This window comes from Bradyrhizobium sp. USDA 372 (assembly GCF_053629095.1).
Genome location: NZ_JBRJHR010000001.1, coordinates 4,387,442 through 4,411,352 on the forward strand (window position 1 = coordinate 4,387,442; position 23,911 = coordinate 4,411,352).

Consider the following 23,911-nt stretch of genomic DNA (forward strand, 5'->3'; position numbering starts at 1 on the left):
CAACTCGCGCGCGTATCCTCGAGGTGACGGATACGCGCGCGCTTTCTCCAGACTTTAGCTGCGGCATCGGGCGGTGCCTGGTGTCGCCATGCCTGGCTCAACAAGCGCCGGCGCAACAAAGCCAACGCAAGGGAGACGAGGATGCGTCCGAATCATTCCGCCACCGGTGCGAGCCGACATCGCGCCATCGCAGGCCTGCTCGCATGTGCCGCCGCGGCGCTGATCGGTCCGGCCTCGCCGCTGCAGGCCGAGGAAGCGCAGCCGTTCCGTCTCTGCGCCGATCCGACCAACCTGCCATTCTCGAGCGACAGCTCGTCGAAGCCGGGTTTCTATGTCGAGATCGGGCAGGCCCTGGCGCAGGCGCTCGGCCGGCCGATCGCCTATGATTGGTACAAATCCTATTTCGGCAAGCGCACCGTGCGCGTCACGCTGCTCGGCAAGCAGTGCGACGTCATGATCGGCCTGCCGCGGTCCGAGGATTTCATGGGCCCGGCCGTGATCTTCTCCGAGGCCTTCGCGAAGGAGGGCTATGCCCTCGTGGCCGCCAAGGGCGCGGCGGTCGGCGGCATCGACGGCCTCAAGGGCAAGCGCGTCGCCGTGCAGTTCGCCAGCACGCCGCAAAACCTGCTCGCGAGCCGCGACGACATCCAGAAGGTGACGGTGCTGTCGCCCGAGGAGGGCATGCAGGCGCTCGATCAGGGCAAGGCCGACGTCGCCTTCATCTGGGGACCGGTCGCCGGCTGGCTGAACAAGACCAGCTACGATGGCCGCTACCAGATCGAGCTCACCGAGGGCGAAGGCCTGTCATGGGATGCCGCCATCGGCTTCGCCAAGACCTCGACCGAGCTGCGCGACCGCGTCAATGCCGTGCTGCCGCAGCTTCAGGGCACGATCGGCGAGCTCGCCGCGAAATACGGTTTGCCGAGCGGCGCGCCGGTTCGCTTCGGTGCGGTGCCGGCGGTCACGACGGGGACGGGAACCGGAGCCGGTGTGGTGCAGGTCGCCAATGTGGTGGCGACCGAGACCAAGGGCGACGCGGCCGCGGCAGGCGCCGAGGCCGTCGGCGCGGGCAAGGAGATCTTCAACGGAACCTGCGCGCATTGCCACGGTCCCGACGCGATCCAGAGCGAGCGGAAGATCGATCTGCGGCTGCTGCGTCACCGCTACGGCGACGAGATGCGCGAGAAGTACTGGACGACCGTGCACGAGGGACGGCCGAACAAGGGCATGCCGGCCTGGAAGGAGGTCTATACCGATGACCAGTTCGACAGCATCTATTCCTTCCTGCTGACGGTCCAGACCGAATCGAACGACTGAACGGTCTTGACCGAACCCGATCAAGAGGATGTGGTAGCGTCCATCCGGCACCATCCCGGTGCCGGACGGATGTCGGATGGTTCCGCCTCTTCCGCTGCGGCGGCGGATGCCCATACGGTGCAGCATTCGGCGGTGCAGTCCTGTGAAGGCGCCATGACCAGCTTCCTGATCGTCGACGATCATCCGCTGTTTCGCGAGGCGCTCGGCAATGCGGTGCGGCTGGCCTTGCCGGAGGCGCGGATTGTCGAGGCGGTGTCGATCGAGGATGCCCTTCATATCCTGACGGCCGAGCAGGGCGAGGGCATCGACCTCGCGCTGCTCGACCTCTCGCTGCCGGATGCGACCGGCTTCTCCGGCTTTCTGCGCTTGCGCGAGGCCCACCCGCGCCTGCCTGTCGCCATCGTGTCGAGCGAGGAGGACCAGCGCGTCGTCCGCGAGGCGCTGGAGCTGGGAGCCGCCGGTTATCTGCCGAAGTCGCTGTCGAAGCGCGAGCTGGCGCAATCGATCGAGGGTGTGCTGAATGGATCGGTATCGGTGCCGAAGGATTTCGTGGCGACGCCGCAGCGGCGCCGGGCCGAGGCCAGCAAGGCGCTCGAGGTCAAGCTGCGCGAGCTTACCCCGCAGCAGCTTCGCGTGCTCGAGCTGCTGCGGCGCGGCTATCCGAACCGGCAGATCGGCCAGGAGCTTCAGCTCGCCGAATCCACGGTGAAGGCGCATATCACCGAAATTCTGCGCAAGCTCGGCCTGTTCAGCCGCAACAAGGCGATCATCGAGATCGGCAAGGTGGACCTGCCGGATCCCAAGGCCCGGCCTTATGCGCGGGCGGACCGCGGGCGGCCGCAATGACGCGCAAGGTCTCGCTTGATCTGGATCAAGCCGGTCTGATCCGGCTGGGACATTCTCGTTTCGACGTCGACCCCGTCGATCCTCTGGCCGATCAACCAGGAATGGCTCACACGTGATGCGATTTCTGATCGTCGAAGACCATCCGTTGTTTCGCGAGGCCCTCGAGGGCGCGCTCCAGTTGGTGGCGCCGGCCGCCGAGATCCTTCAGGCGACGTCGGTCGACGGTGCGCTCGAGCAGGCCGCGGCGGCTGCCGAGCTCGACCTCATCCTGCTCGATCTGTCGATGCCGGGCACCACAGGCCTTTCGGGGATCATCCGCATCCGCAAGGCCTTTCCCAGGATTCCGGTCGTCATCGTGTCCGGGCATCAGGATCCGCAGATCATGTCCGGCGCCTTGTCGCTCGGCGTCTCCGGCTACATCCTCAAATCGTCCTCCAAGCAGGATCTGGCGCAGTCGATCGGCGAGGTGCTGCGCGGCGCGGTCTGTGTCCCTGCCGCCTATCGCGGGCTGGTCCGCCCGCAACGCGCCGCCGGCCCCGCGCAGGATCTCCTGAAACGCCTGCACGAGCTGACGCCGCAGCAATTGCGCGTGCTCGAAATGCTCAAGCGCGGCCTGCAGAACAAGCAGATCGCCTTCGAGCTGAATATCTCCGAGACCACGGTGAAGGTCCACGTCTCCGACATCCTGCGCAAGCTCAACGTGCTCAGTCGCACCAAGGCCATCGTTGAAATGTCCCGGATCGATTTCGCGACGCTGGCCGCCGAGGGGGCTCCGGCACGGCGCGAGCATGCTCCGCCGGATCAGCAGTGATTAGAATCCCGCTTTCTGCCAGGCGGGACTTGTCTCAGCGGCAGCTAATTCATTGACACGTCAAAGCCATATCACGCTGTAAGATGCTACCGGTACGGTGCATGGGGTTGTTTTCAACTTTTGATGTGCGCCAAGTGCGGCTTCAGCTCAGCAGGAACGACAGCAGCGCCCGCATCTCCGCGGGCCTGATCGGCTTCTTCAGCACTTCGAGGCCCTGGAGGCTCGCCTGCTTCGCCGCCTGTTCGGAATAGTCGGCGGTGATGATCATGGCGGGCGTGTCGAGTTTCAAATGCTCCCGCACGTCGGTGATGGCCGACAGGCCGCTCTCGCCGTGGTCGAGATGGAGGTCGGCGATCACGACATCGGGCGCGCCGCCGAGCTCGTTGAGGCGCACGAGCGCGTCCGCGCCCGATCGCGTGGTCGCGACGTCGCAGCCCCATCCCTCCAGCAGCGCGGCCATCGCCTCCGAGCCGTTCGGATCGTTCTCGATCAGCAGGATCTTGGCGCCTTCGAGCCCGCTGTAATCGTAGTGACGCGCGGCGGGCGCGACCTCCTGCACCTCGTCGGCGACGTCAGCGAGGTCGGCCGGCTCCAGCTCCAGGGTGAAGGTCGATCCCCTGCCGAGCTGCGACGACAGCCGCACCTCGTGCCCGAGCTCGCTTGCGAAGCGGCGGACGATGGAGAGGCCGAGCCCGAAGCCGGCCTGGTCGGCCGCCGTGGCATCGCCGCGCTGGAATTCGCGGAAGATCGCCTCCTGCTGCGCCTGCGCGATGCCGGGTCCGGTGTCGGAGACCTGGACGCAGATCTGGCCGCCGCGCGGCCGGCATCCCATCACGACGCCGCCGCTGCGAGTGTAGCGAATGGCATTGGCGAGCAGGTTCTGCAGGATCCGCCGCAGCATCATCGCATCCGACATCACCGCCAGCTTTGAGCTGCGGATGCGCAAGGACAGGCCTTGCCGCGCGGTGACCGGCTCGAATTCGTTGCGGAGCTGCTCGAACAGGGGCGCCAGCGCGATCGCGCGCACGTCGGGCTTGAGTGCGCCGGCGTCGAGCTTGGCGATCTCCAGCAGTGAGCGCAGCAGGTCCTCCAGCATCACCAGCGAGCGGCTCGCCTGGTCGATCAGCACGCCCGCTTCCTGCGACTCCATCATCTCCGTCAGCGCGGACAGGGTCAGGCGCGCCGCGTTGAGTGGTTGCAACAGATCGTGGGTGACCGAGATCAGCACCGAGGATTTCAGCGAGCTTGCCGCTTCCGCCTGCTGCTTGGCGCGGTAGAGCCCCTCATTGGCGCGCTCGACCGAATGCAGCGCTTCGCGCAATTGGTGCGTCCGGTCGCGAACCTTGTGGTCGAGCGCGATGGCGGTTTCGAACAATGAAAAGGCGTTGAGCTGCTGGTCCATCGAGCGCTCGACGCGCGACATCAGCGCGGCATTGATCTTCCTCAGCTTGGCGGCCTCGCGCCTGAGCTGGTCGACCGCATCAGGCCCCTGCCACATGTCCGTCACGACGGGCGCCTTCCGATCGCAACCCCCGTGAAGGTCTGGTTCACATGCATGGAGCCGAACTGCTCGCCGTAGGTGTGAAAGCCGACCACGCGGTTCTGCCGGTACAGTTCGGACATGTCGCGGGCGAGCTGATGCTGCTCGGCATCGAGCCGGCGGAGCAGGCACTCGAAGCCGATATAGAGCGAAACGTCTCCGATCTGGTCGCGGATGTCGGCGAACGTCTCGCGGGCCGCGCCGACCAGGCTGCGCGACGTCGCCGCGGTCAGCACCATGCCCTCGTCGATGGCGCAGAAGAAGTGCAGCGAGCCGTCCGGCTCGACGCGCTGGATCGAGCGCGCGTAGTAGGCGCCGCCGACCCGGACCAGGACCGGATGCGAGGCGAAGGAGAACGGATCGAGCTTGGCGTCCATGATGCCGACCACGCGCGAATATTCCTGCGCAGCAGGCTCGGCGTTCAGCTCGCGGACCGTGCGGTTTTCGATGTCCGCCTCGGTCACCACCATCTTCTGCGCCTGCGGCTCGAAATTGTCGCACTTGAAGACGCGGAACGGCAACGAGGTGTTGAGCAGGATCAGCAGGGCGGCATTGCCGTGTGCCTTGCCCTCGAAGAACACAAAGGTTTTCTCGAAGCGCAGCCCGTCGCCCGCGGACCCGCCGACGACCGGAATATCGTCCAGCGATGCATAGATCGCGGACATCACCGCTTCTTCGCGGCGGCACAGGCCGTCGATCAGGACCAGGCCGAAGGGACTGCCTCGCTCGACCTGCGGCGTGGCCCGCAACAGCTCGTGCCGGAGCTCGCCGCCGATCCTGCGGCCGTCCTCGACGCGGAAGCTGTCGAGGTTGAAGATGGGCCGAACCACCGCGGAGAAGTCGGCACGGCTGAACGCCAGCGCCACGACGCTGTTCTCGTCCCAGCCATCGGGGGCAAGCTCGCCTGCGGTGGTGCAACCGCAGACCTGTGTGTCGTCGAAATGCCGGCTGATCTCGGCGATGAAGTGATGGGGGTCGTAGCTGGGGGAGAGGAACACCAGGATCAGCGCCAGCCCGTCGGACGGGAGCTGGGCCGCGAGCTCGGCCACGGCGCCATCGACGCTCGCGGCCTTCGACTTGGCCACGGCAACGCCCGACGCACCGCCAAACCGGAAATCGGTTTGCCCCACTCCGTTTCTCCCTCGAGGCTTGGTCTAACGCCAAGTGCCTGACAAGTGCCTGATAAGTATTCGAGAGTAAGGCGTTTTGCAGGTCGCCGCAACACGACAGCCGTCGCGCGCCAGCCCGGATCAGCACGGGAGGAACGCCTCCACTCAGGACGCAGACCGCACGGATTTACCACCCCTTGAGGATTCTGCCCTAATTTTGCGCATGGTTCGGAACGGGCTGCTTCCGGACCGCAGAATGCTGAAAGAACATGAGCTGGGGGTTGGGAATGTCCGGGCGTACCGCGTCGCCGTCGAAGCGTGCACTTTTTCCGACCCTCAGGTTCCGCGCAAAAATCATCCTCGGCTTCGCCGCCGTGCTGGTGATCTCCGCCGGCAGCATGGCCTTCTCCTATTTCGGCTTCGAGCGGGTCGCCTCCGGGGTCGGATCATACCGCAGCAGCGTGTCGGAGGCCGATCTCGCCCGCAACATCGACCGCGAGCTGCTTGCCTATCGTTCGGCCGTCAAATATTTCGTGGTCACCGGCAAGGAAGACGACGCCAAGGCGGCGCTCGACGCCGAGGCCAGCCTGAAGAACGCCGTCGATCAGGCCGTCAAGGGCGCCAAGAAGCCGGCGCGGCAGGAAAGCCTCAACAAGCTCGCCAAGGAGTTCTCCAACTTCTCCGTGACCTTCGCCAAGGTGCTGCAGGCCAAGCGCGACAGTGCGCTGCTGGTGCAGAACCAGCTGCAGCGCCAAGCCAACCTCCTGAAATACAAGCTCGACGACATCGGCAACAATGCCTCCGATTCCGAGGCGCAGGCGATCGAGTTCGGCACCAAGCAGGTCAACGCCCAGTTCCAGACTGCGAGCGCAGCGGCGACCAATTTCGTGCTGACGTCCGACCAGGCGATCGCGACCAGCGCGCTGGCACGGCTCAAATTCGTCGAGAACTCGCTCGGTGCCGTCTATTCCATGGACGACAAGATCGTCGCTGGCCTGAAGGACGCCAAGATCATTCTCGGAGCCTATCGCGAAGCGCTGGAGAAGCTCATCGCCAACGCCAAGCTGGTCGATGACCTCGTCACCGAGATGAGCGGCTCGGCTGGTGCGATCCAGCAAGGAGCCACCGCCATGAAGGCGGACCTCGTCGCCGAGCAGCAGCGGCTGGATTCGGAGTCGGAGGCGACCATCGGGCAGACCGAGCAGCTGGTGCTGATGCTGGCCGTCGGCGGCACGCTGCTTGGCGCGGTCCTCGCCTTGCTGCTCGCCACCGGCATCTCGCGGCCGATGATTGCGATGTGCAAGGCGATGCGCGAGCTTGCCTCCGGCAATTTCGACGTCGTGCTGCCGGGCTTGGGCCGCAAGGACGAGATCGGCGAGATGGCCGGCGCCGTCGAGGAGTTCAAGATCCAGGCCGTTGCAAAGGCCGAGCGCGACGCCGCCGCGAGCGAAGTGCAGAACCGCGAGCAGGCCGCAAGCCGCCGCGCCGAGCTGATCCGCTTTGCCGACGATTTCGAGAGCGCGGTCGGTGCCATCGTCTCCAACGTCTCGGCCTCGGCCGTGCAGCTGGAATCGGCGGCCTCCACGCTGACCCGCACCGCCGAGACCACGCAGAGCCTGTCGAGCCAGGTCGCCGGCGTCTCCGAGCAGGCCTCCTCCAACATGCAGTCGGTCGCGACCGCGACCGAAGAGCTGTCGGCCTCGGTCGAGGAGATCGGCCGCCAGGTGCGCGATTCCAGCCGCATCGCAGAGGCTGCCGTCATGCAGGCTAAGGAGACCGACGGCCGCATCGGCAAGCTGTCGCATGCCGCCCAGCAGATCGGCGAGGTGGTCAAGCTGATCACCGCGATCGCCGAGCAGACCAATTTGCTCGCGCTCAACGCCACCATCGAGGCCGCCCGCGCCGGTGAAGCCGGCCGCGGCTTCGCGGTCGTGGCGAGCGAGGTGAAGTCGCTGGCGAGCCAGACCGCGAAGGCGACCGACGAGATCTCCTCGCACATTGCAGGGATGCAGGGCGCGACCGCCGAATCGGTCGCCGCGATCAAGGAGATCGGCGCGACGATCGGCCAGATCTCGTCGATCTCGACCTCGATCGCGAGCGCGGTGGAGCAGCAGGGCGCCGCCACCCAGGAGATCGCCCGCAGCGTTCAGACCGTCGCGCAGGGCACCCAGACCGCGGCCACCGACATCGGCCAGGTCAACCGCGGCGCCGCCGAGACCGGCTCGGCCTCGGAAGAGGTGCTGAACTCGGCCAAGACGCTGTCGAGCGAAAGCACCCGTCTCCGCGCCGAGCTCGACCGCTTCATGGCAAATATTCGGGCGGCGTAGGGAGGCGCGCCTTAACAAATCCCTACGCCACCTAACTGCCAGTTGCGGCGCCACAAATTTACCGCAGCTTATCCTTTGCCGGTTACCGTGCACACGAGTCGGGAAGCGGGCTGCTTCCCGGCTGCGCCTGGTTTTCCGCGAATGGAATGGGGTGGGGGAATGTCGGTGAAGTCCAAGTCGAGCCAATCGAAGTCGAGCCAATCGAAGCTGCCAACGCTGCGTTTTCGCGCAAAAATCATCCTCGGCTTCGTGGCGGTGCTCGCCATCCTCGCCGGCAGCATGGCGTTCGCCTATTTCGGCTTCGAGCGGATCGCAGGCGCCGTGGCATCCTACCGCACCAGCGTAGCGGAAGCCGACCAGGCGCGGACGGTCGATCGCGAGCTGATCGCCTATCAGGGGCTGACCCGAGCCTATACCCTGACCGGCGCCGTGGATGACGAGACTGCGGCCAAGGCCGCTGAGGGGAATCTGAAGAACGCGATCGCCAAGTCGATGGCTGCGACGACCGGCGCGGCCCGCCGTGAGCAGGTCGGCAAGCTCGAAGCCGAATTCCAGAGCTTTACGAAAGTCTTCAGCGAGATCATCGCGCTGACGCGCGAGAACGGCAAGATCGCGGCCGACGAGCTCAACAGTGTCGGCAACAAGATCCGATTCAAATTCGACGATCTCGCCGACACCGCGGCGCTGGCGGGCCTCGCCTCGGTGCAGACCACGGCCAAGGACATCACCTCGCAATATCTGGCGGTCTCCACCTCGGTCAGCGCCTTCGTCGCCAAGCCGGAGCCGAAGACCGCTGACGGCGTGATCGCCCGCATCAAGTTCCTCGAGACATTGCTGGTCTCCGTCTACGCGAACGACCAGAAGATCACGGATCGCGTCAAGGAGATCGGCGATCTCCTGAAGCAATACCGCGCCTCGTTCGCAAAGCTGACCGAGAACGTGAAGGTCGTCGTCAAGCTGAACGGCGAGATGACCAAGACCGCGGCAACCATCCTCAAGCTCTCGGCCGAGCTGCGTTCGGATCTGACCGCCGACCAGCAACGCATCGAGGCGAGCGCCAATGCGACGATCGGAGAGACCGAGCAGCTGATGCTGATGATGGCGCTCGGCGGGCTGGCTGTCGGCATCGTGCTGGCCTTGTGGCTCGGCAACGGCATCTCGCGGCCGATGATCGCGATGTGCAAGGCGATGCGCGAGCTCGCCTCCGGCAATTTCGACGTCGTGCTGCCGGGCTTGGGCCGCAAGGACGAGATCGGCGAGATGGCCGGCGCCGTCGAGGAGTTCAAGATCCAGGCCGTTGCAAAGGCCGAGCGCGACGCCGCCGCGAGCGAAGTGCAGAACCGCGAGCAGGCCGCAAGCCGCCGCGCCGAGCTGATCCGCTTTGCCGACGATTTCGAGAGCGCGGTCGGTGCCATCGTCTCCAACGTCTCGGCCTCGGCCGTGCAGCTGGAATCGGCGGCCTCCACGCTGACCCGCACCGCCGAGACCACGCAGAGCCTGTCGAGCCAGGTCGCCGGCGTCTCCGAGCAGGCCTCCTCCAACATGCAGTCGGTCGCGACCGCGACCGAAGAGCTGTCGGCCTCGGTCGAGGAGATCGGCCGCCAGGTGCGCGATTCCAGCCGCATCGCAGAGGCTGCCGTCATGCAGGCTAAGGAGACCGACGGCCGCATCGGCAAGCTGTCGCATGCCGCCCAGCAGATCGGCGAGGTGGTCAAGCTGATCACCGCGATCGCCGAGCAGACCAATTTGCTCGCGCTCAACGCCACCATCGAGGCCGCCCGCGCCGGTGAAGCCGGCCGCGGCTTCGCGGTCGTGGCGAGCGAGGTGAAGTCGCTGGCGAGCCAGACCGCGAAGGCGACCGACGAGATCTCCTCGCACATTGCAGGGATGCAGGGCGCGACCGCCGAATCGGTCGCCGCGATCAAGGAGATCGGCGCGACGATCGGCCAGATCTCGTCGATCTCGACCTCGATCGCGAGCGCGGTGGAGCAGCAGGGCGCCGCCACCCAGGAGATCGCCCGCAGCGTTCAGACCGTCGCCCAGGGCACCCAGACCGCGGCCACCGACATCGGCCAGGTCAACCGCGGCGCCGCCGAAACCGGCTCGGCCTCGGAAGAGGTGCTGAACTCGGCCAAGACGCTGTCGAGCGAAAGCACCCGTCTTCGCGCCGAGCTCGACCGCTTCATGGGCAATATCAGGGCGGCGTAGAGACCGCGGAAAGAACGCGTAGGACCTCCTACCCTTGGTCAAGGGGAACGTCCTTATAGGGCAATATGGTAGCGCCGTGCTCGATGCAGTCCAGGACGCTGCGCGCCGGCTTTGCCGGTGCCTTCGGCATCCTGGACAGCATCTGCGGGCGGCGCTCTGGCGCTCGGCAGGTCGGGACGAAGGAATGGTCGCCCGGCCGAACAAAGGAATGGGGCTCACCCGTTCGCGGAGTTCTTTGTGCCGTTATGGTCCGCATCGTATGGGGTCTGTCGCTTGAGCGTCGTGCACAGGGCAAAAAGCAAGCGATCTCCCACGCTGCGCAGAGCCCGCGCGTGACCGTGTCCTTTTCTGCGCAAGGCATCATACCGTCGCCTGCTGGCAGCGTCGTGTTGGATGGCGACACGCGACCAGTGATGGACGGCGCTCTGTAGCCGCCTGTTGCAGGCGAGGCGGCGGATCACGAAGCGTTGTTTGCCGCTTTGCCGCGTCACCGGCGCAGCCCCTGCCAAGGCGCGCAGAGCATGGTAATCTCGTCTGCGCAGGGGCTCTGCGGCCTCGGCGAGCAGTGTGGCGAGATTGATCCTGCCGATTCCTGGCCAGGAGCGTAGGATCGTCACGTCGCACTGCTCCGAGCTCTGCCCCGACGGCTTCTCCTCTCCTTCGAACTCGGCACATAGCCGGTCCAGGTTCTGATGAGCCTCTTTGATCTGCCGATTGACCAGGTGCAGACGTGCCGCCAGGCTGCGGATGTGAGCGCAGGCTGCCTCCGTCGTGCCGGGGGCTACGAACAGCGGTGCCTCGCGCAAAGTCCCGAGCACCGTCGCCGCATTGAGACGGCGGATACGATAGTCCCTGAGAACACCTGCGATGGCCTTCTCGCTGGCCTTGACCGCACTGGCGGGGGTCGGCACCTTCTGCCAAAGCGCCAGGAACCATTCGTCGGCGACATCGTCGGTCAACTTGGTGGCCTGGGGATAATATCGCCACAACTGCTGACGCAAGCGGTTGGCAAGCCGCGTGCGTTCCTGCTGCAGTTCGTCCGCCAGGCGCGACCACTCCCGTAGCTCAATCATCGCCGCATCGTCTGCCACAAGCCGACGGAAAGCAGCACGGTCAGTGCGCAGCGAGGCGCCGAGCACATGAGCATCGCGGCGGTCGTCCTTGGCACCGGCCACCGTGAAGCGATCGCGGAAGCGATCCAGTTGCTTGGGATTGATGGCAAACACCGCAAACCCGTGCTCGAGCAGCATCTCCACCACCGGGCCGTGCGGCATCTCGATCGCCACGGCGATCTGTCCCGGTGCGGCCTTGGTCTTCTCCAGCAGCCAGTCACGCAACTCCGTCAGCCCGGCGCCGCCATGGTCGAACTCGTGCTGCGCAACCTGTCTTCCCGCGGCATCCAGCAGGCAAACGCTATGGCTCCGCGTTGCCCAGTCGATCCCGACGAACCAGCGTACATCTTCGATCATTGTTGAGACCTCCTTGCTCGCAAGGCGGGCCACCACGATCCTGATCAGTCCCTGTACCGGCGCTCTTGGCGCGACCTCCTACCGGATCTCGATCGCGGTCGCTCCGCCGGGGCGCGGTTCCTACGTCGGTGCTCGAGGCACAGGTGGACAAGGCTGCTCCCGGCGGATCGGCCCGGACGGCCAGTCTACATCCGAAGGCCGCCACGAACCCCAGGGTGGATTAGCGAAGCGCAATCCACCACCTTGATGTCACGGCCGGGAGTGGAACGGTGGGTTACGGCTTCGCCTAACCCACCCTACAAATCTCACTCCCTTCCGAACGCCCGCTTCAGCTCGACCTTGGCGCGCTCCAGCCGCGTGCGCTGCGTCTTCGGCAGCGTCTTGCCGGCGCGGTTGATGTAGAAGGTCAGCATCGACAGCGCCGAGCGATAGGCGCCGGTCTTGCGTCGCGAGCTGTGCTCGGCCGAGCGCTTCAACGAAGCCGCGATCCTCTTCGCGCTCGTGAGCTTGAACACCCCTTGCTTGAGGTCGAGCGCATCGCTCTTCTCTGTCACGCGCTGCGACCAGCGCCTTGTGGCGCGTTTCGTGCTCTTGGGCGCGGCCGCGCTACGCCGGGTGCTTGCCTTGGGGGTCGTCTTGCGCGGGCCGCTGTTTCGAGAATGTGTCGTCTTTCTGACCTGAGCCATGCGCCAACTCCTTGCGGCTCCAGCGGAAACGAGCGGTGCCCCCGGGCGTTCCGCGGGAACCCGGCCTCATCGCAAACGTTGTCGCAGGTGGCAGGCAGATTGCCGCACCCCGATGATCGGATCGACCCCGTCCACGTCGTGTGAAACGGGGTCGCTTCCATTGATCAGACGCAGCAACCCGATGGAATTGCAGCAAAGCCCAGCGCTGACCCATGCACCCGTTGTCCCGGCGGCGGCCGCGACCGACCGCATCGTCGAGACCAGCATTCCCGCGCGGCTCGATGCGCTGCCGTGGAGCGGATTTCACACGCGCGTCGTGCTCGCGCTGGGCATCACCTGGATTCTCGACGGTCTCGAGGTGACGCTGGCGGGTGCGCTCTCCGGGGCGCTGAAGCAGAGCCCGTCGCTGCATTTCTCCAATCTCGATCTCGGCATCGCCAACTCCGCCTATCTCGCCGGCGCCGTGCTCGGTGCGCTCGGCTTCGGCTGGCTGACCGATCGTATCGGCCGCAAGAAGCTGTTCTTCATCACGCTCGCGCTCTATCTCTCGGCAACGGCCGCGACCGCGCTGTCGTGGGACGTCGCGAGCTACGCGCTGTTCCGCTTCCTCACCGGTGCCGGCATCGGCGGCGAGTACACCGCGATCAACTCGACGATCCAGGAGCTGGTGCCCGCGCGCTATCGCGGCTGGACCGATCTCGTGATCAACGGCAGCTTCTGGATCGGCGCTGCCATGGGCGCGGTCGCCGCCATCGTGCTGCTCGATCCCGCTGTTATCGGCCCCGATCTCGGCTGGCGCCTCGCTTATCTGATCGGCGCAACCCTCGGCCTCGTCGTGCTCCTGATGCGGATGTGGATTCCGGAGAGCCCGCGCTGGCTGATGATCCACGGCCGTCCCGACGAGGCCCACGCCATCGTCGACGAGATCGAACGCTCGGTGACCGGGCATGGCCAGGACACGGGCGAGGGTCGCTTCCCGAAGATCCGCCTGAGAATGCGCGATCACACGCCGATCGCCGAGGTCGTCCACACCTTGTTCTCGGTCTACCGCCAGCGCGCCCTGGTCGGCCTCGCGCTGATGAGCGCGCAGGCGTTCTTCTACAACGCCATCTTCTTCACCTTCGCGCTGGTGCTGACCGATTTCTACGGCATCAGCGCTGATCACGTCGGCTGGTACTTGCTGCCCTTTGCGGCCGGCAATTTCCTCGGGCCGCTGCTGCTCGGCCGCCTGTTCGATACGCTCGGCCGCCGCACCATGATCATGTTCACCTATGGCGCATCGGGCGTGCTGCTGGCGCTGTCGGGCTATCTGTTCTCGATCGGCGTGCTGAGCGCGCAGGGGCAGACCATCGCCTGGATGGTGATCTTCTTCTTCGCATCGCCCGCCGCGAGCGCGGCCTATCTCACCGTCAGCGAGACGTTTCCGCTGGAGGTTCGCGCGCTGGCGATCGCAGTGTTCTATGCGGTCGGCACCGGCATCGGCGGCGTGATCGGGCCGGCGCTGTTCGGCGCACTGATCGACACGGGATCGCGCACCAGCGTGTTCGCCGGCTATCTGCTGGGCGCCGTCCTGATGATCGCGGCCGCGATCGTGGCGTGGCGCTATGCCGTCGCTGCCGAGCGCAAATCGCTCGAACACATCGCGCGGCCGCTCGCCTTTATGGAGTAGACTGATGAAATCGGAACTTGCGGAAATGGCGTTGGACCAGAAGCTCACCACACCTGATGACGACGAGACGCCGGAAACGGTGCCAGTGCCGCATGCGTTGGTGCCGCATCTCGATGAAATCGCCATTCTGCTCGACATCGACGGTACGCTGCTCGAGCTGATGCCGACGCCGCGCGAGGTGTGGGTGCCACCGGGCCTGTCGGAAACACTGAAGCATCTGACCGAGCGCACCTCCGGGGCGCTGGCGCTGGTCAGCGGCCGCTCGCTCAACGACATCGACCTGATCTTCGCGCCCGATGTATTTCGCGCCGTCGCCGGCCACGGCGCGGAGATGCGGCTGGCGGTGGACAGTGAAGCGGATGCCCTGCACGCGCCGCCGCTCGACAAGGAGCTGAAGCGACGCCTCGCCGCCATTGCCAAGCTCAGCCCCGGAATCCTGCTCGAAGACAAGGGCTATTCGCTCGCGCTGCATTACCGCCTGGCGCCGCATGCGGAGAAGGCGATCTACGAATCCGTCTCGCTGATCCGGGCCGATCTGCCGAGTGCACCGATCGAGGTGCTGCCCGGCAAGTTCGTCTGCGAGATCAAGCATTCCGGATTCACCAAGGCGAGCGGCGTGCGCGAGTTGATGAAGCACGCGCCGTTCAAAGGACGTCGTCCGCTATTCATCGGTGATGACGTCACGGACGAGACCGTGTTCGCGATCATGCCCGACATGGACGGGCTTGCGTTCTCGGTCGGCCGCCGCGCCATGGGTGTGAATGGCCACTTCGATGCGCCGGCGGATGTGCGTGCGTTCCTGGCGCACCTGCTCGATCCCAGGTGAAACCAAGGCAGCGCCATCTCGCAGACATAAAGGCTTTCATCGCAGCGCCATTGCGCGCCGCGATGCGTGCTGCGCAATCGGGCCGGAAACGCTGTCTTTGCAGCGATATTCCCGGGTTCCGTGAGGAAAACCAGTTCCAACGCGCACGCCCGATTTTGGTTTCAATTGGTTGAAACGATGATCAGGAACCATATTGATGAACGGCAGTTAAATGGGGCGGAATGAACAGGAGGGGACGACCTGTGAACTTGATCGTCGTTTCAAATCGCGTCGCCCGCGGCAAACCCAATGAGCCCATGACGGGCGGCCTTGCGGCGGCTTTGCTTCCCGTGGTGGAACATTCTGGTGCGATCTGGGTCGGTTCCTCCGGCCGGGTGCGTGATGGCCATCAGAAGGAACCGTTCGCCGAGATCGAGGCGCTCGGGACAGGCGCGATCGCAACGCTGGATCTGCCGGCGGCGCATTACGGCGGTTATTACGAAGGCTTCGCCAATTCAGCGCTGTGGCCGGCGTTGCATTCGCGCAGCGATCTCATTCGCGTCTCGCGCGAGGATTATGTCAGCTATCGCGAGGTGAACGCCTTCATGGCGCGCGCCTTGATGCGGTTCCGCAAGGCCCGGACTGCGTTCTGGGTGCAGGACTATCATTTCCTCGCGCTCGGCGCCGAGCTGCGCGAGCTCCGCGTCGACGATCCCATCGGCTTCTTCCTGCATACGCCATGGCCCGTCGCCGCAGTGATGCAGGGCGTGCCCAACCATCGCGAGCTGATCACGGCGATGCTGGCGTACGATCTGCTCGGTTTCCAGACCGAGGAAGATCGGCAGAACTTCCTCTCTTATGTCGGCGGCGAGCTCGGCCTCACCATCGAGGACGGTGTCGTGATCTCGCAGCACGGTCGCACGCGCTGCGAAGTCTTCCCGATCGGCATCGATGCGGAGAAGTTCGCGGCCTATGCCACGAAGTCGGCCGCGCATCCGGACGTGTCGCGGCTGCGCCGCAGCCTCAACGGCGAGCGCCTCGCGATCGGTGTCGACCGGCTCGATTATTCCAAGGGTCTCGTCAACCGCATCAGCGCATTCGACCGGCTCTGGACCGAGCAGCCGCAGTTTGCGCGCAGCATCTCGCTGCTCCAGATCGCCAACCCCTCGCGCGGCGGCATCGAGGCCTATGGCAATCTTCAGAACGAGGTCGCGCGTCTCGTCTCCGACGTCAATGGCCGCCACGGCGAGGTCGATTGGACGCCGATCCGCTATCTGAACAAAGGCTTCAGCCAGGCCGTGCTCGCGGGTCTCTACCGCACCGCGCAGATCGGCGTGGTGACGCCGCTGCACGACGGCATGAACCTCGTCGCCAAGGAATATGTCGCCGCGCAGAACCCCGCCGATCCCGGCGTGCTGGTGCTGTCGAAGTTCGCTGGCGCCGCCAACGAGCTCGACGCCGCGCTGCTGGTCAATCCGCACGACATCGACGGCATGGCCCGCGCGATCGCGATCGCCGCATCCATGCCGCTCACCGAGCGCAAGATGCGCTGGGACGCGATGATGAAGAAGCTGCGCGGCCACACCATCCAGCAATGGTCCGCCGATTTCGTCGCCGAGCTCGAGAAGTGCCGCACCGAGAAGGCGGCCGTGGCCCCGCTCGCAGCCCAGCCGCCGCAGGCGCTGCGCTGGCTGAAGTCGGCGATCTCAGGCGTGCGGTTGATCTAGACTAGCTCGTCTCCCTCTCCCCACAAGCGGGGAGAGGTGAAAACGGCAACCTCAATAGCAATACGACACGCCATCCAGGATCGCGCATTGCCGCTTGTTCGGCGCGTTCGGATCGTCCAGCGGCACCACGCCCTTGCCCTGGCCGACGAACACGCCGGGCCCGACATGCACGGAGCTCTTGTTGCCGATGATCAAGCTCTGATGCGGCGTCGAGCTCGAGCGCGTGCCGTCCGGCCAGAGGATGGAATCGCCCGAAAGCACCCCGCGCCGGCCGTCGTCGCAGCTGACGTCGACGCCCTGCCGGGTGCAGACCTCAGCCAGGGCCGGCGTGGCAAGAGCGGAGCCGAGGACCGAAATCAGGCTCAAGGCGGCGATGGTCTTGGTGATGGTCATGGCGTCCCCGGTCGTGTTTGGCGGCTTGCCGTGAATCGTCGCGCCAGGGCCGCCCGTGGTTCAGCCGGCAGGCCCGTCCAGGCACGTATCGAGCCTCATATTGTGCTGTAAATACAATAAGTTGCGGAAAATCACCTGATTTATCCCCCGATCCCTTGCAAAATCGTCGGCGCCCCTTCAAGAGAGGGCGCTCCGGAGAGATGGCCGAGTGGCTTAAGGCGCACGCTTGGAAAGCGTGTGTGCGGGAAACCGTACCGTGGGTTCGAATCCCACTCTCTCCGCCAGTCCCTTTTTCGAACGTCCTCTCCGTGTCAGTCTAAGTGCCAACTAGCGGCTAATTTCCCGAGCTTTTTGACGCTGAACCGTACTCAGCTAATTAGGTTTGCACCTAAAGCCTGCTCCATTGCCCTCCTTTCTCCAAACCTCTGTACTTTCCGAGCAGGTAACGGACGATAAACCCGTTGAAAATCAAAGCGTTTCAATCGTCGGAAAGGTAGAAGAATTCGCTTCGTACTTGGCTGCCAAGACCACCAAAAATCTCGTCGTCCATTTAGGATTTATACAAGCTCTCTTTTTAGGCCCAAAACTCGCCCCCGAGTGGCCGTGGTGGTATCCTTCGTCGAGTTCAACTGTCTGGAGGGGGAGGACAGAGGCATGCCGAGCTTGCGCGGCGCGAAGGTCTATCGGTCCGGGGTAACTGCACCGAAGTGGAATTTTGAGACGGACCGTGTGGTCGTGAACAACTTCAGCGAAAAGGACCCTTCGCTGCATTTCAAATTCGAGATGGCCTCTAAAGGAGGCGGTACAACTGAAGTATCTCTACGCGTCGGCAGTTCTTCTTTTGATGCCATCTTGCATCAGATGTATTCGGTGGCGCCCGAGCAAGTGGTGGCCCTGATGGCGCGGCAGATGAACGATCACTTTTGGCCAAACGGCCAGTAGTCCCACGAGCATCAACGATACTTCACGCGGCGCGAACCCGCGCGTCCGGTATCGTGTTCGATTTAGGTTCGGGACGGAATACATCGAGGGCGGACATGAAGGTTGACGAAGGCAAATACTCTGTTGCCGAACTGATTGATTGGTACGGGAGCAAGGTCCTTGTTCCGAACAAGGAGTATCAGCGCGGATCGGGACTGTGGCCGCCATCCGCCAAAAGCTACTTCATAGATACAATTCTGAAGGGCTACCCCTTTCCCAAGGTGTATTTCCACGAGCGGCTAGATATGCGCACCAAGCGGCCCCACCGCGAAATTGTCGACGGCCAGCAGCGCATCAGCACGATAGCTGAATTCGCAGCCAACGGCTTCCAGCTTGGAATTAATGCCGAGGGCTACCAAGGGAAGCGCTTCGAGGATTTAACGCCGGAGCAGCAGGAGAATTTCTACTCTTACACCGTTTCAGTGGACGTAATTCGAAACGCGGACCGCTCCGAAATTCTATCGATGTTCCGGCGAATGAACGCATATACCCTGCCGCTGAATGCACCGGAAAAGCGCCACAGTGAGTTTTTCGGTGAGTTCAAGGACTGGGTGAATACGGTTTTGGATCGCTATGGAAGTCTTTTGGTCAACTGGCGCGTGCTCACTAGCCGACAGATAGTTCGAATGGCCGACGCGGAGTTCATCGCCGACTTAGCGCTGGCAGTCGACGAAGGGATCGTAAGCACTAGTCCCACCAAGCTCAGGAAACTGTACCAACGATACGATGTTTTCTTCACGGCTCGCGACGTTATGGACAGAGAGATTACAAGCGCGCTGGAAACAATCGTGTCTGATTTCTCCGAGTTACAGGAAACATACATAACCCGCCCGCACGTCTTTCATTCCCTCGTTTGCGCCCTCATGCATCGGCGCTACGGACTGCCGGGCGCACAGGAAATGATCGGCGTGGAGCCGAAGGGGAATTTCTTCTCCGATAGGCAGCGCGCCTTGGCCGCTTTGAGGGAGCTGGCAATCGCCTATGAAGTTAAGGATTTTAACGGGCGGCTCGGCAATTTCGTGAGAGCTGCGTCCGAAGGCGGCAATCGTGCGGCTCAACGGGCCGAGCGGATTTTTTGGCTTTGCCAAGCGCTCGATGGCGAATTTGAGTGAAAGCCAATGGCTCTCGTGCCCGCCCTCAACTCGTTGGAGAGCGAGCTAGACGCTCTTGCAGCGGAACTGCGAGCCTTCGCAGCAAGCAGAGGTCCTGTCGCCACGTCCAATCAGTTTTCGCTTCTCGACGAATGTCTTCTTGAGGGGCTTCTGTCGCGGGTGTGGCAATCCTGGTGTAACTTTGCGCGCACTTGCGTAGTTCATTCTTGTCTGGGAGCCACATCTGCGAGTGGCACAGTGTTGCCACTGGCGGTCGCAACCAGCGAGGCCCACGTTTCGGGCGCAGCTATAAGGGCGAAGAACAAGGCAAATCCCCCATATTGGGGCGGTACCAACACCGTGTTACGGGCAGAGCCTACGTGGGGCGATGTCGACGTGTTGAATAAGATTTTGACGAAGCTGCGACCCAACAATCATACTCAGCTACTGTCAGCATTTTCCTCTATCTACTCCAGCGCGAAAGCTCTTCAAACGATACGCAATGGGACTGCGCACCACAACGTGCAGACGATGAGCGAAGTGAGGAGCCTGCAATCTTCCTACATCGTTTTCCGTATAACTCACCCAACGCACGCGCTGTTTTGGACGGAGCCCAGCAGCAATGATTTCCTCGTAACGTTCGCAATCGATGAGCTGAAAGTTGCGGGGCAGGCGGCTGTCTCCTGAAATCGCCTCGTGAGCTTGCGGCAGTAGCAAATGGTGGTAGCAACCATCACGCAGCGAAGTCGATTTGTGTTGATTTTCAGTTGTTTGCTTGGGTGGCCGCAGTCCTCCACTAGGGAGCGCCTGCGCTTCTGCACCCACGCTCAACCTAGGGCTTGAGCCAAAAGCCCAAGAGCGTTCCCACCGTTGCGTAGGCCCAATGCCTGTCCGTTGGGCGATAGCGTGAGGAAAGTATCACAAACAGCGCCGCGGATAGCAAAAGAAAACTCAGCACGGCCTGAACAGCCTCTTGACGGGGAATGGATCGGGCGTGCTTTTAGGGCGGCATGTAAGAATGATGTCCTCGCCCCTTTGAACGGCCGTTCCGCAAACGACCTTGGTCTCCTTAAGCGCTTTTTGGATCGGATCATTCGATGAAGAGACGATGTAGGCCAATCCCGCCAACATGAGGCTAGCCACGAACAGGACAATTGGAATGATCTTCCACACGGATGAGCTAGCCCCACTCATCATCGCGTTCGTCCCTTCCATAGGGCCTCTCGGACACTCGCCTGAGACGAGCAGTCAATGAAGCAAGCGCGGCCATGATTGAGATGTCCAGGGCCAATTTGAACGGCAATCCTCGAATTACATGCACCGAGCCCCGGTGAGTACCTTCCAATGAATACAAATCACCGCTACAAAGCTGCAAGCTTTAGGTGCAAATTCGCTAGTCTTTTCAATGCTGGTGGTGTCGGTTTGGGGTTCCCACCCAACTGTACCTAACTAGCGCGCCGAGCTCCGCGTGCTAGCGCAGCCGAGTCCCGTGACTTTCCCTGCGAGCCCTTTTTCTGTCCGCACTTCACGAACGGAAGTGAGTTCGTTGCGCGGCCCAGTCCGCGGGGAATGGTTTCAGCAGCGATTTCAGCTCGAGCGTTTTGCTTTGTCGACCATCTAAGATGATCTGGACTAGATCAGGCGCTAGTAATGTAAGACGGAGCACTCGGCAGACGTAGGACTCGTTGACGGCTTCACGTTTCGAAAGTTCTGCCGCGGACGCATAACGTCCCGTCTCGATCTGTCCGCGCCATCGGTGCGCTTTCGCGAGAGCAGTAATGAGGCTGTTGCTTGGTCGTGATCGAGGAGGGGTCCAGACCTCTAAGCCGGCGGGTACGACAATTTGCTTCCTGCCGCCGCTCTGCCGGAAATCAACCGGGATGCTCACAACCAGTTCGCTTCCATCACGGCTGAGCCGTACATTCTGTTTGGGCTTGGTGGTCACGCGGCCTCCGCGATCGTCCCGCTGCCCTTGAGATCCGCGACCAGCGACGCGAAGCCATTCACCCGAAGGTGCAAATCAACCTTTGACGCGGCGACGATCACCTTAGCCGCAATGAGCTGCAGGATCCGGGATTGCTCAGCGGGGAATAATTCGCTCCACACCTGATCAAAATCGACGAGCGCTTCGCGGACCGATCGTTCGGTGGTTCCGGGCGTGCAGACCCGCATCTTCTTCCAGGTCGCCACTATCAGCTCAGGGGAGGCGAGCACGCGCCGGACCTGGTCGACGACGATCGCCTCAATCTCCCCTGCGGGGACGCGGAAGGCTGCGCTGGATGCGGCCGCGCCTTTGATGGTCTGCTGGCTGACGTAGTAGCGGTACAGCTTCCCTCGACGGCGAGTATGAGTGGGAGACATAGCCACGCCGGCGGAATCAAAGATGAGCCCCTTGAGAAGGGCAGGGGTCTGCGCCCGGTGCTTTGCCGCGCGCTTGCGAGGGCTCTCCTGCAGGATGGAATGCACCTGGTCCCAAAGTTTGCGTTCGATGATCGCGTCGTGCTCGCCGGGATACGCGGTACCTTTGTGTACGGCGTCTCCAATGTAGGTCCGGTTATTGAGCATCTTGTAGAGCACGCCCTTATCGATGGCCTGGCCATAGCGATTGCGGAGGTCCTTTTGCTTAAGCTCTCGGGCTAGGAGGGTGGCAGAACCCAGGGTCACGAACCTGCGGAATATCCACCGGACGGTCTCCGCATCCTGGTCGTTGATCACCAGCTTGCGATCTTTGACCTCATAGCCGAAGGGCGCCCAACCGCCCATCCACATGCCCTTCTTGCGAGAAGCCGCGAACTTGTCGCGAATGCGCTCGCCGGTGACCTCGCGCTCGAATTGGGCAAAGGACAGCAAGATGTTGAGCGTCAGCCGCCCCATCGACGTCGTGGTGTTGAAAGCCTGGGTGACCGAGACAAAGGTGACCGTACGTCGGTCGAACGCCTCCACCAGCTTGGCAAAGTCCATCAGTGAACGCGACAGCCGGTCGATCTTGTAGACCACGACGACGTCGACCTTGCCGGCCTCGATGTCGGCCAGCAGGCGCTTGAGGGCGGGGCGCTCGAGTGTGCCACCAGAGAACCCGCCGTCGTCATAGTGGTCAGGAACGAGAAGCCAACCTTCCTGCTTGTGGCTTGCGACATAGGCCTCGCATGCCTCTCGCTGGGCCTCGAGGGAGTTGAACTCCATGTCCAGGCCTTCCTCGCTGGACTTGCGGGTGTAGACCGCGCAGCGCAGCTTGCGCACGACCGGCTTGCTCATACTGACGTCCGCTGGCTCTTCAGGCCAAAGAAGACCAGGCCATTCCACCGGGTGCCCGTGATGGCTCTGGCGACCGCAGAAAGCGATTTGTACGGCCTGCCTTGGTACTCGAAGTCGGCGTCGCGGACCGTTACCCGGTGCTCGACGCCCTTCCACTCCCGGATGAGCCGGGTGCCGCTGACGGGGCGGTCCGAATTTTTATGCCGGACGCGCTTGCTGCCCTTGGTTGGCAGGTCGGCCGCCAGGGCTTCCAGCCGCCGGACGGTGTCGGTCGACAGTCCACCGTACGCCAGCTCCTGGATGCGGTATGCCAACCGGCTTTCGAGGAAACGGCGGTTGTAGGGAGGGGGCTCCGAGCCGAACAGCTCGCGCCAGCGCGCCTTCAGCGTGCCCACGGGGGCAGTCTTAAGGGCTGAAATCTGCGCCAAAACGCCGCCGCTAGCCATCCGCCATTCTCCATTCCAAAGGCGCGGCATGTCCGCTCTGGTCGGGCGAGATGTCGAGTGAAACATCTCCCGTGTGGCCGGAAAATCCGCTTGCCTTTCGGGCCTGAATCCGGCTGAGGCCGAGCGCTAAAAGCTCGGCGATTTCGGCAATTCGGTCGTCGGCGGAAGGAATGTGTGGAGATCCTGTGATCATCCGCACTGTTTGCAGATGATTCGGCGAGTTGTCCGGCGGTCAACCTCACCCGTTCTGGGCTAGGTTTACAGAAACCGATTCACGGCCTGCGGACGAACATGTCTAACCATCACTTTGCGCCAGGACCAAACGCAGAAATCGAGCCGAAGGGCCCGCAACATGCGTTCGAAGGAGCAGTAGCTTTACTGGCGCCCTTCGAACGCCGGTTGGAGGCGCATGCCCCAGCGGATGCACGAGAGGTGATGGCGGCACAGGATCCCCGCCTTTTGGCCTGTGCGGAAGTCCACAGTTTGGCCGAGGCCCTCAATAGTGCGCTGTATCGGGCTCGTCAGGCACCAAGGGTCAAAGACGTCGTCGCCGAACTCGGCCAAGCCCGAGACCGTCTTCGAGAAGCCAATTTGGCGATTGTCTCACTCGGAGAATGGTCCCGCTTCCATCTCCGAACGCCTTCCGAACTTCATTGCGATGGTGTCGAGCCTCGATGGCTGCCGTCCTACGAAGACGGAAGTGCCGGTGAATTCGTTGGACTATCCTCCCGCATAGCCGACCAGATGGAGGGGGTTGTCGGCAAGTTACAAAAGATGTTTGGCGACGGTCAGGTCGCTGACCGAGGTGGCGCTCAGAATTATGAAGAGCGATTTCTTGGCCCGGTGAAGAACAGGTTCATTCGAGAGGCCTTCGAAGTATTCGATGCCTATCACCCGGGAAGTGGCAGTTCGTCAGAAGGCTCGCCGTTTTTCTGCTTCGTACACATGGTCTACGAGTTCGCGACCGGCGAGCATGACGAAGACAAGATGGCCCTTGGATATAAACTGCGAGAGCTGATTAGCGCGCTGCACGGTTATAGCCGTGCCAAGGCTGAATATTGGAGCATTGAGCTGATGCTCAACTCCAGTGGCCAGGACGACGCAACCAGGGACGATCTCGAAAGGCGCCAAAGGAAAGCAAAGAGGGAAATGGAGCTGCACGAAGGGAAGTTCGTCCCAGCCCTCGCTCAAAAAGGCCTACCTCCTCAAAAAACCGGCAAGTAGGCCGCGG

20 protein-coding genes and 1 tRNA gene are annotated in these 23,911 nt (G+C 63.2%); 12 read left to right on the forward strand and 9 right to left on the reverse strand.

Going from position 1 to position 23,911, the window contains the following annotated elements:
• The first annotated feature begins 141 nt into the window (after positions 1 to 141).
• The 3 genes from AB7M16_RS20710 to AB7M16_RS20720 all read left to right on the forward strand — a co-directional run bounded on the left by AB7M16_RS20710 (position 142) and on the right by AB7M16_RS20720 (position 2,974).
• Complete coding sequence (locus tag AB7M16_RS20710; RefSeq protein WP_453945054.1) at positions 142 to 1,317, forward strand: c-type cytochrome; 1,176 nt, start codon at positions 142 to 144, stop codon at positions 1,315 to 1,317.
• Positions 1,318 to 1,470: 153 nt separating this feature from the next.
• A complete protein-coding gene (locus AB7M16_RS20715; RefSeq protein ID WP_172788317.1) occupies positions 1,471 to 2,163 on the forward strand; it encodes a response regulator in 693 nt (230 codons plus the stop codon).
• Positions 2,164 to 2,278: 115 nt separating this feature from the next.
• Positions 2,279 to 2,974: a response regulator gene (locus AB7M16_RS20720; protein WP_453947235.1), complete on the forward strand. Its 696-nt coding sequence runs from the start codon at positions 2,279 to 2,281 to the stop codon at positions 2,972 to 2,974.
• A 142-nt stretch (positions 2,975 to 3,116) separates the two neighbouring features.
• Here AB7M16_RS20720 and AB7M16_RS20725 read toward each other — a convergent pair whose 3' ends face one another.
• Together AB7M16_RS20725 and AB7M16_RS20730 are read right to left on the reverse strand one after the other, a co-directional pair.
• On the reverse strand, positions 3,117 to 4,472 hold the full coding sequence (locus AB7M16_RS20725; protein ID WP_439367572.1) for an ATP-binding protein: 1,356 nt from the start codon (positions 4,470 to 4,472) through the stop codon (positions 3,117 to 3,119).
• Between the two features lie 5 nt (positions 4,473 to 4,477).
• Complete coding sequence (locus tag AB7M16_RS20730; protein WP_453945055.1) at positions 4,478 to 5,644, reverse strand: FIST N-terminal domain-containing protein; 1,167 nt, start codon at positions 5,642 to 5,644, stop codon at positions 4,478 to 4,480.
• Positions 5,645 to 5,910: 266 nt separating this feature from the next.
• On the opposite strand from AB7M16_RS20730, the gene AB7M16_RS20735 reads away from it, so the two are divergent.
• The gene (locus AB7M16_RS20735; protein ID WP_453945056.1) at positions 5,911 to 7,950 is read left to right on the forward strand and encodes a methyl-accepting chemotaxis protein; all 2,040 of its coding nucleotides are present in this window, start codon (positions 5,911 to 5,913) and stop codon (positions 7,948 to 7,950) included.
• 159 nt (positions 7,951 to 8,109) lie between these two features.
• Positions 8,110 to 10,158, forward strand: coding sequence for a methyl-accepting chemotaxis protein (locus AB7M16_RS20740; protein ID WP_172788243.1), 2,049 nt, complete (start codon positions 8,110 to 8,112; stop codon positions 10,156 to 10,158).
• A 215-nt stretch (positions 10,159 to 10,373) separates the two neighbouring features.
• Here AB7M16_RS20740 and AB7M16_RS20745 read toward each other — a convergent pair whose 3' ends face one another.
• Both AB7M16_RS20745 and AB7M16_RS20750 read right to left on the reverse strand, forming a co-directional pair.
• Entirely contained in the window at positions 10,374 to 11,627 is a 1,254-nt protein-coding gene (locus tag AB7M16_RS20745) for an IS110 family RNA-guided transposase (RefSeq protein ID WP_172789764.1), read from the reverse strand.
• A 305-nt stretch (positions 11,628 to 11,932) separates the two neighbouring features.
• Entirely contained in the window at positions 11,933 to 12,313 is a 381-nt protein-coding gene (locus AB7M16_RS20750) for a DUF3175 domain-containing protein (protein ID WP_453945057.1), read from the reverse strand.
• A gap of 181 nt (positions 12,314 to 12,494) precedes the next feature.
• Here AB7M16_RS20750 and AB7M16_RS20755 point away from each other — a divergent pair, with 181 nt between their 5' ends.
• The 3 genes from AB7M16_RS20755 (at position 12,495) to AB7M16_RS20765 (ending at position 16,514) form a co-directional block, all read left to right on the forward strand.
• Positions 12,495 to 13,982, forward strand: coding sequence for an MFS transporter (locus tag AB7M16_RS20755; RefSeq protein ID WP_453945058.1), 1,488 nt, complete (start codon positions 12,495 to 12,497; stop codon positions 13,980 to 13,982).
• 4 nt (positions 13,983 to 13,986) lie between these two features.
• Positions 13,987 to 14,808, forward strand: coding sequence for a trehalose-phosphatase (gene otsB, locus AB7M16_RS20760; RefSeq protein WP_172788246.1), 822 nt, complete (start codon positions 13,987 to 13,989; stop codon positions 14,806 to 14,808).
• 242 nt (positions 14,809 to 15,050) lie between these two features.
• Positions 15,051 to 16,514 (forward strand): trehalose-6-phosphate synthase, encoded by a 1,464-nt coding sequence (locus AB7M16_RS20765; protein WP_453945059.1) that lies wholly within the window; start codon positions 15,051 to 15,053, stop codon positions 16,512 to 16,514.
• A 51-nt stretch (positions 16,515 to 16,565) separates the two neighbouring features.
• On the opposite strand, the gene AB7M16_RS20770 is transcribed toward AB7M16_RS20765, so the two are convergent.
• Positions 16,566 to 16,907 (reverse strand): hypothetical protein, encoded by a 342-nt coding sequence (locus AB7M16_RS20770; protein WP_453945060.1) that lies wholly within the window; start codon positions 16,905 to 16,907, stop codon positions 16,566 to 16,568.
• A gap of 194 nt (positions 16,908 to 17,101) precedes the next feature.
• On the opposite strand from AB7M16_RS20770, the gene AB7M16_RS20775 reads away from it, so the two are divergent.
• From AB7M16_RS20775 to AB7M16_RS20785, 3 genes are all read left to right on the forward strand, one after another.
• Positions 17,102 to 17,191 (forward strand) — tRNA-Ser (locus AB7M16_RS20775).
• A 370-nt stretch (positions 17,192 to 17,561) separates the two neighbouring features.
• Positions 17,562 to 17,849 carry a hypothetical protein gene (locus AB7M16_RS20780; protein ID WP_453945061.1) on the forward strand — a complete coding sequence of 96 codons (288 nt, stop codon included), beginning with the start codon at positions 17,562 to 17,564 and terminating at the stop codon, positions 17,847 to 17,849.
• Positions 17,850 to 17,944: 95 nt separating this feature from the next.
• The gene (locus AB7M16_RS20785; protein ID WP_453945062.1) at positions 17,945 to 19,000 is read left to right on the forward strand and encodes a DUF262 domain-containing protein; all 1,056 of its coding nucleotides are present in this window, start codon (positions 17,945 to 17,947) and stop codon (positions 18,998 to 19,000) included.
• A 1,504-nt stretch (positions 19,001 to 20,504) separates the two neighbouring features.
• Here AB7M16_RS20785 and AB7M16_RS20790 read toward each other — a convergent pair.
• Genes AB7M16_RS20790 through AB7M16_RS20805 form a run of 4 tightly spaced genes read right to left on the reverse strand, consistent with a single transcriptional unit; the run spans position 20,505 to position 22,873 of the window.
• The gene (locus AB7M16_RS20790; protein WP_453945063.1) at positions 20,505 to 20,924 is read right to left on the reverse strand and encodes a hypothetical protein; all 420 of its coding nucleotides are present in this window, start codon (positions 20,922 to 20,924) and stop codon (positions 20,505 to 20,507) included.
• Entirely contained in the window at positions 20,921 to 22,234 is a 1,314-nt protein-coding gene (locus AB7M16_RS20795; protein WP_453945064.1) for a recombinase family protein, read from the reverse strand. The genes AB7M16_RS20790 and AB7M16_RS20795 overlap by 4 nt, the downstream gene beginning before the upstream one ends.
• A complete protein-coding gene (locus AB7M16_RS20800) occupies positions 22,231 to 22,710 on the reverse strand; it encodes a DUF2924 domain-containing protein (RefSeq protein ID WP_453945065.1) in 480 nt (159 codons plus the stop codon). The genes AB7M16_RS20795 and AB7M16_RS20800 overlap by 4 nt, the downstream gene beginning before the upstream one ends.
• Entirely contained in the window at positions 22,673 to 22,873 is a 201-nt protein-coding gene (locus tag AB7M16_RS20805) for a hypothetical protein (protein WP_453947326.1), read from the reverse strand. Before AB7M16_RS20805 ends, AB7M16_RS20800 begins: the two co-directional genes overlap by 38 nt.
• A 242-nt stretch (positions 22,874 to 23,115) precedes the next feature.
• Here AB7M16_RS20805 and AB7M16_RS20810 point away from each other — a divergent pair, with 242 nt between their 5' ends.
• Positions 23,116 to 23,904 (forward strand): hypothetical protein, encoded by a 789-nt coding sequence (locus AB7M16_RS20810; protein ID WP_453945066.1) that lies wholly within the window; start codon positions 23,116 to 23,118, stop codon positions 23,902 to 23,904.
• Positions 23,905 to 23,911 lie beyond the last annotated feature (7 nt).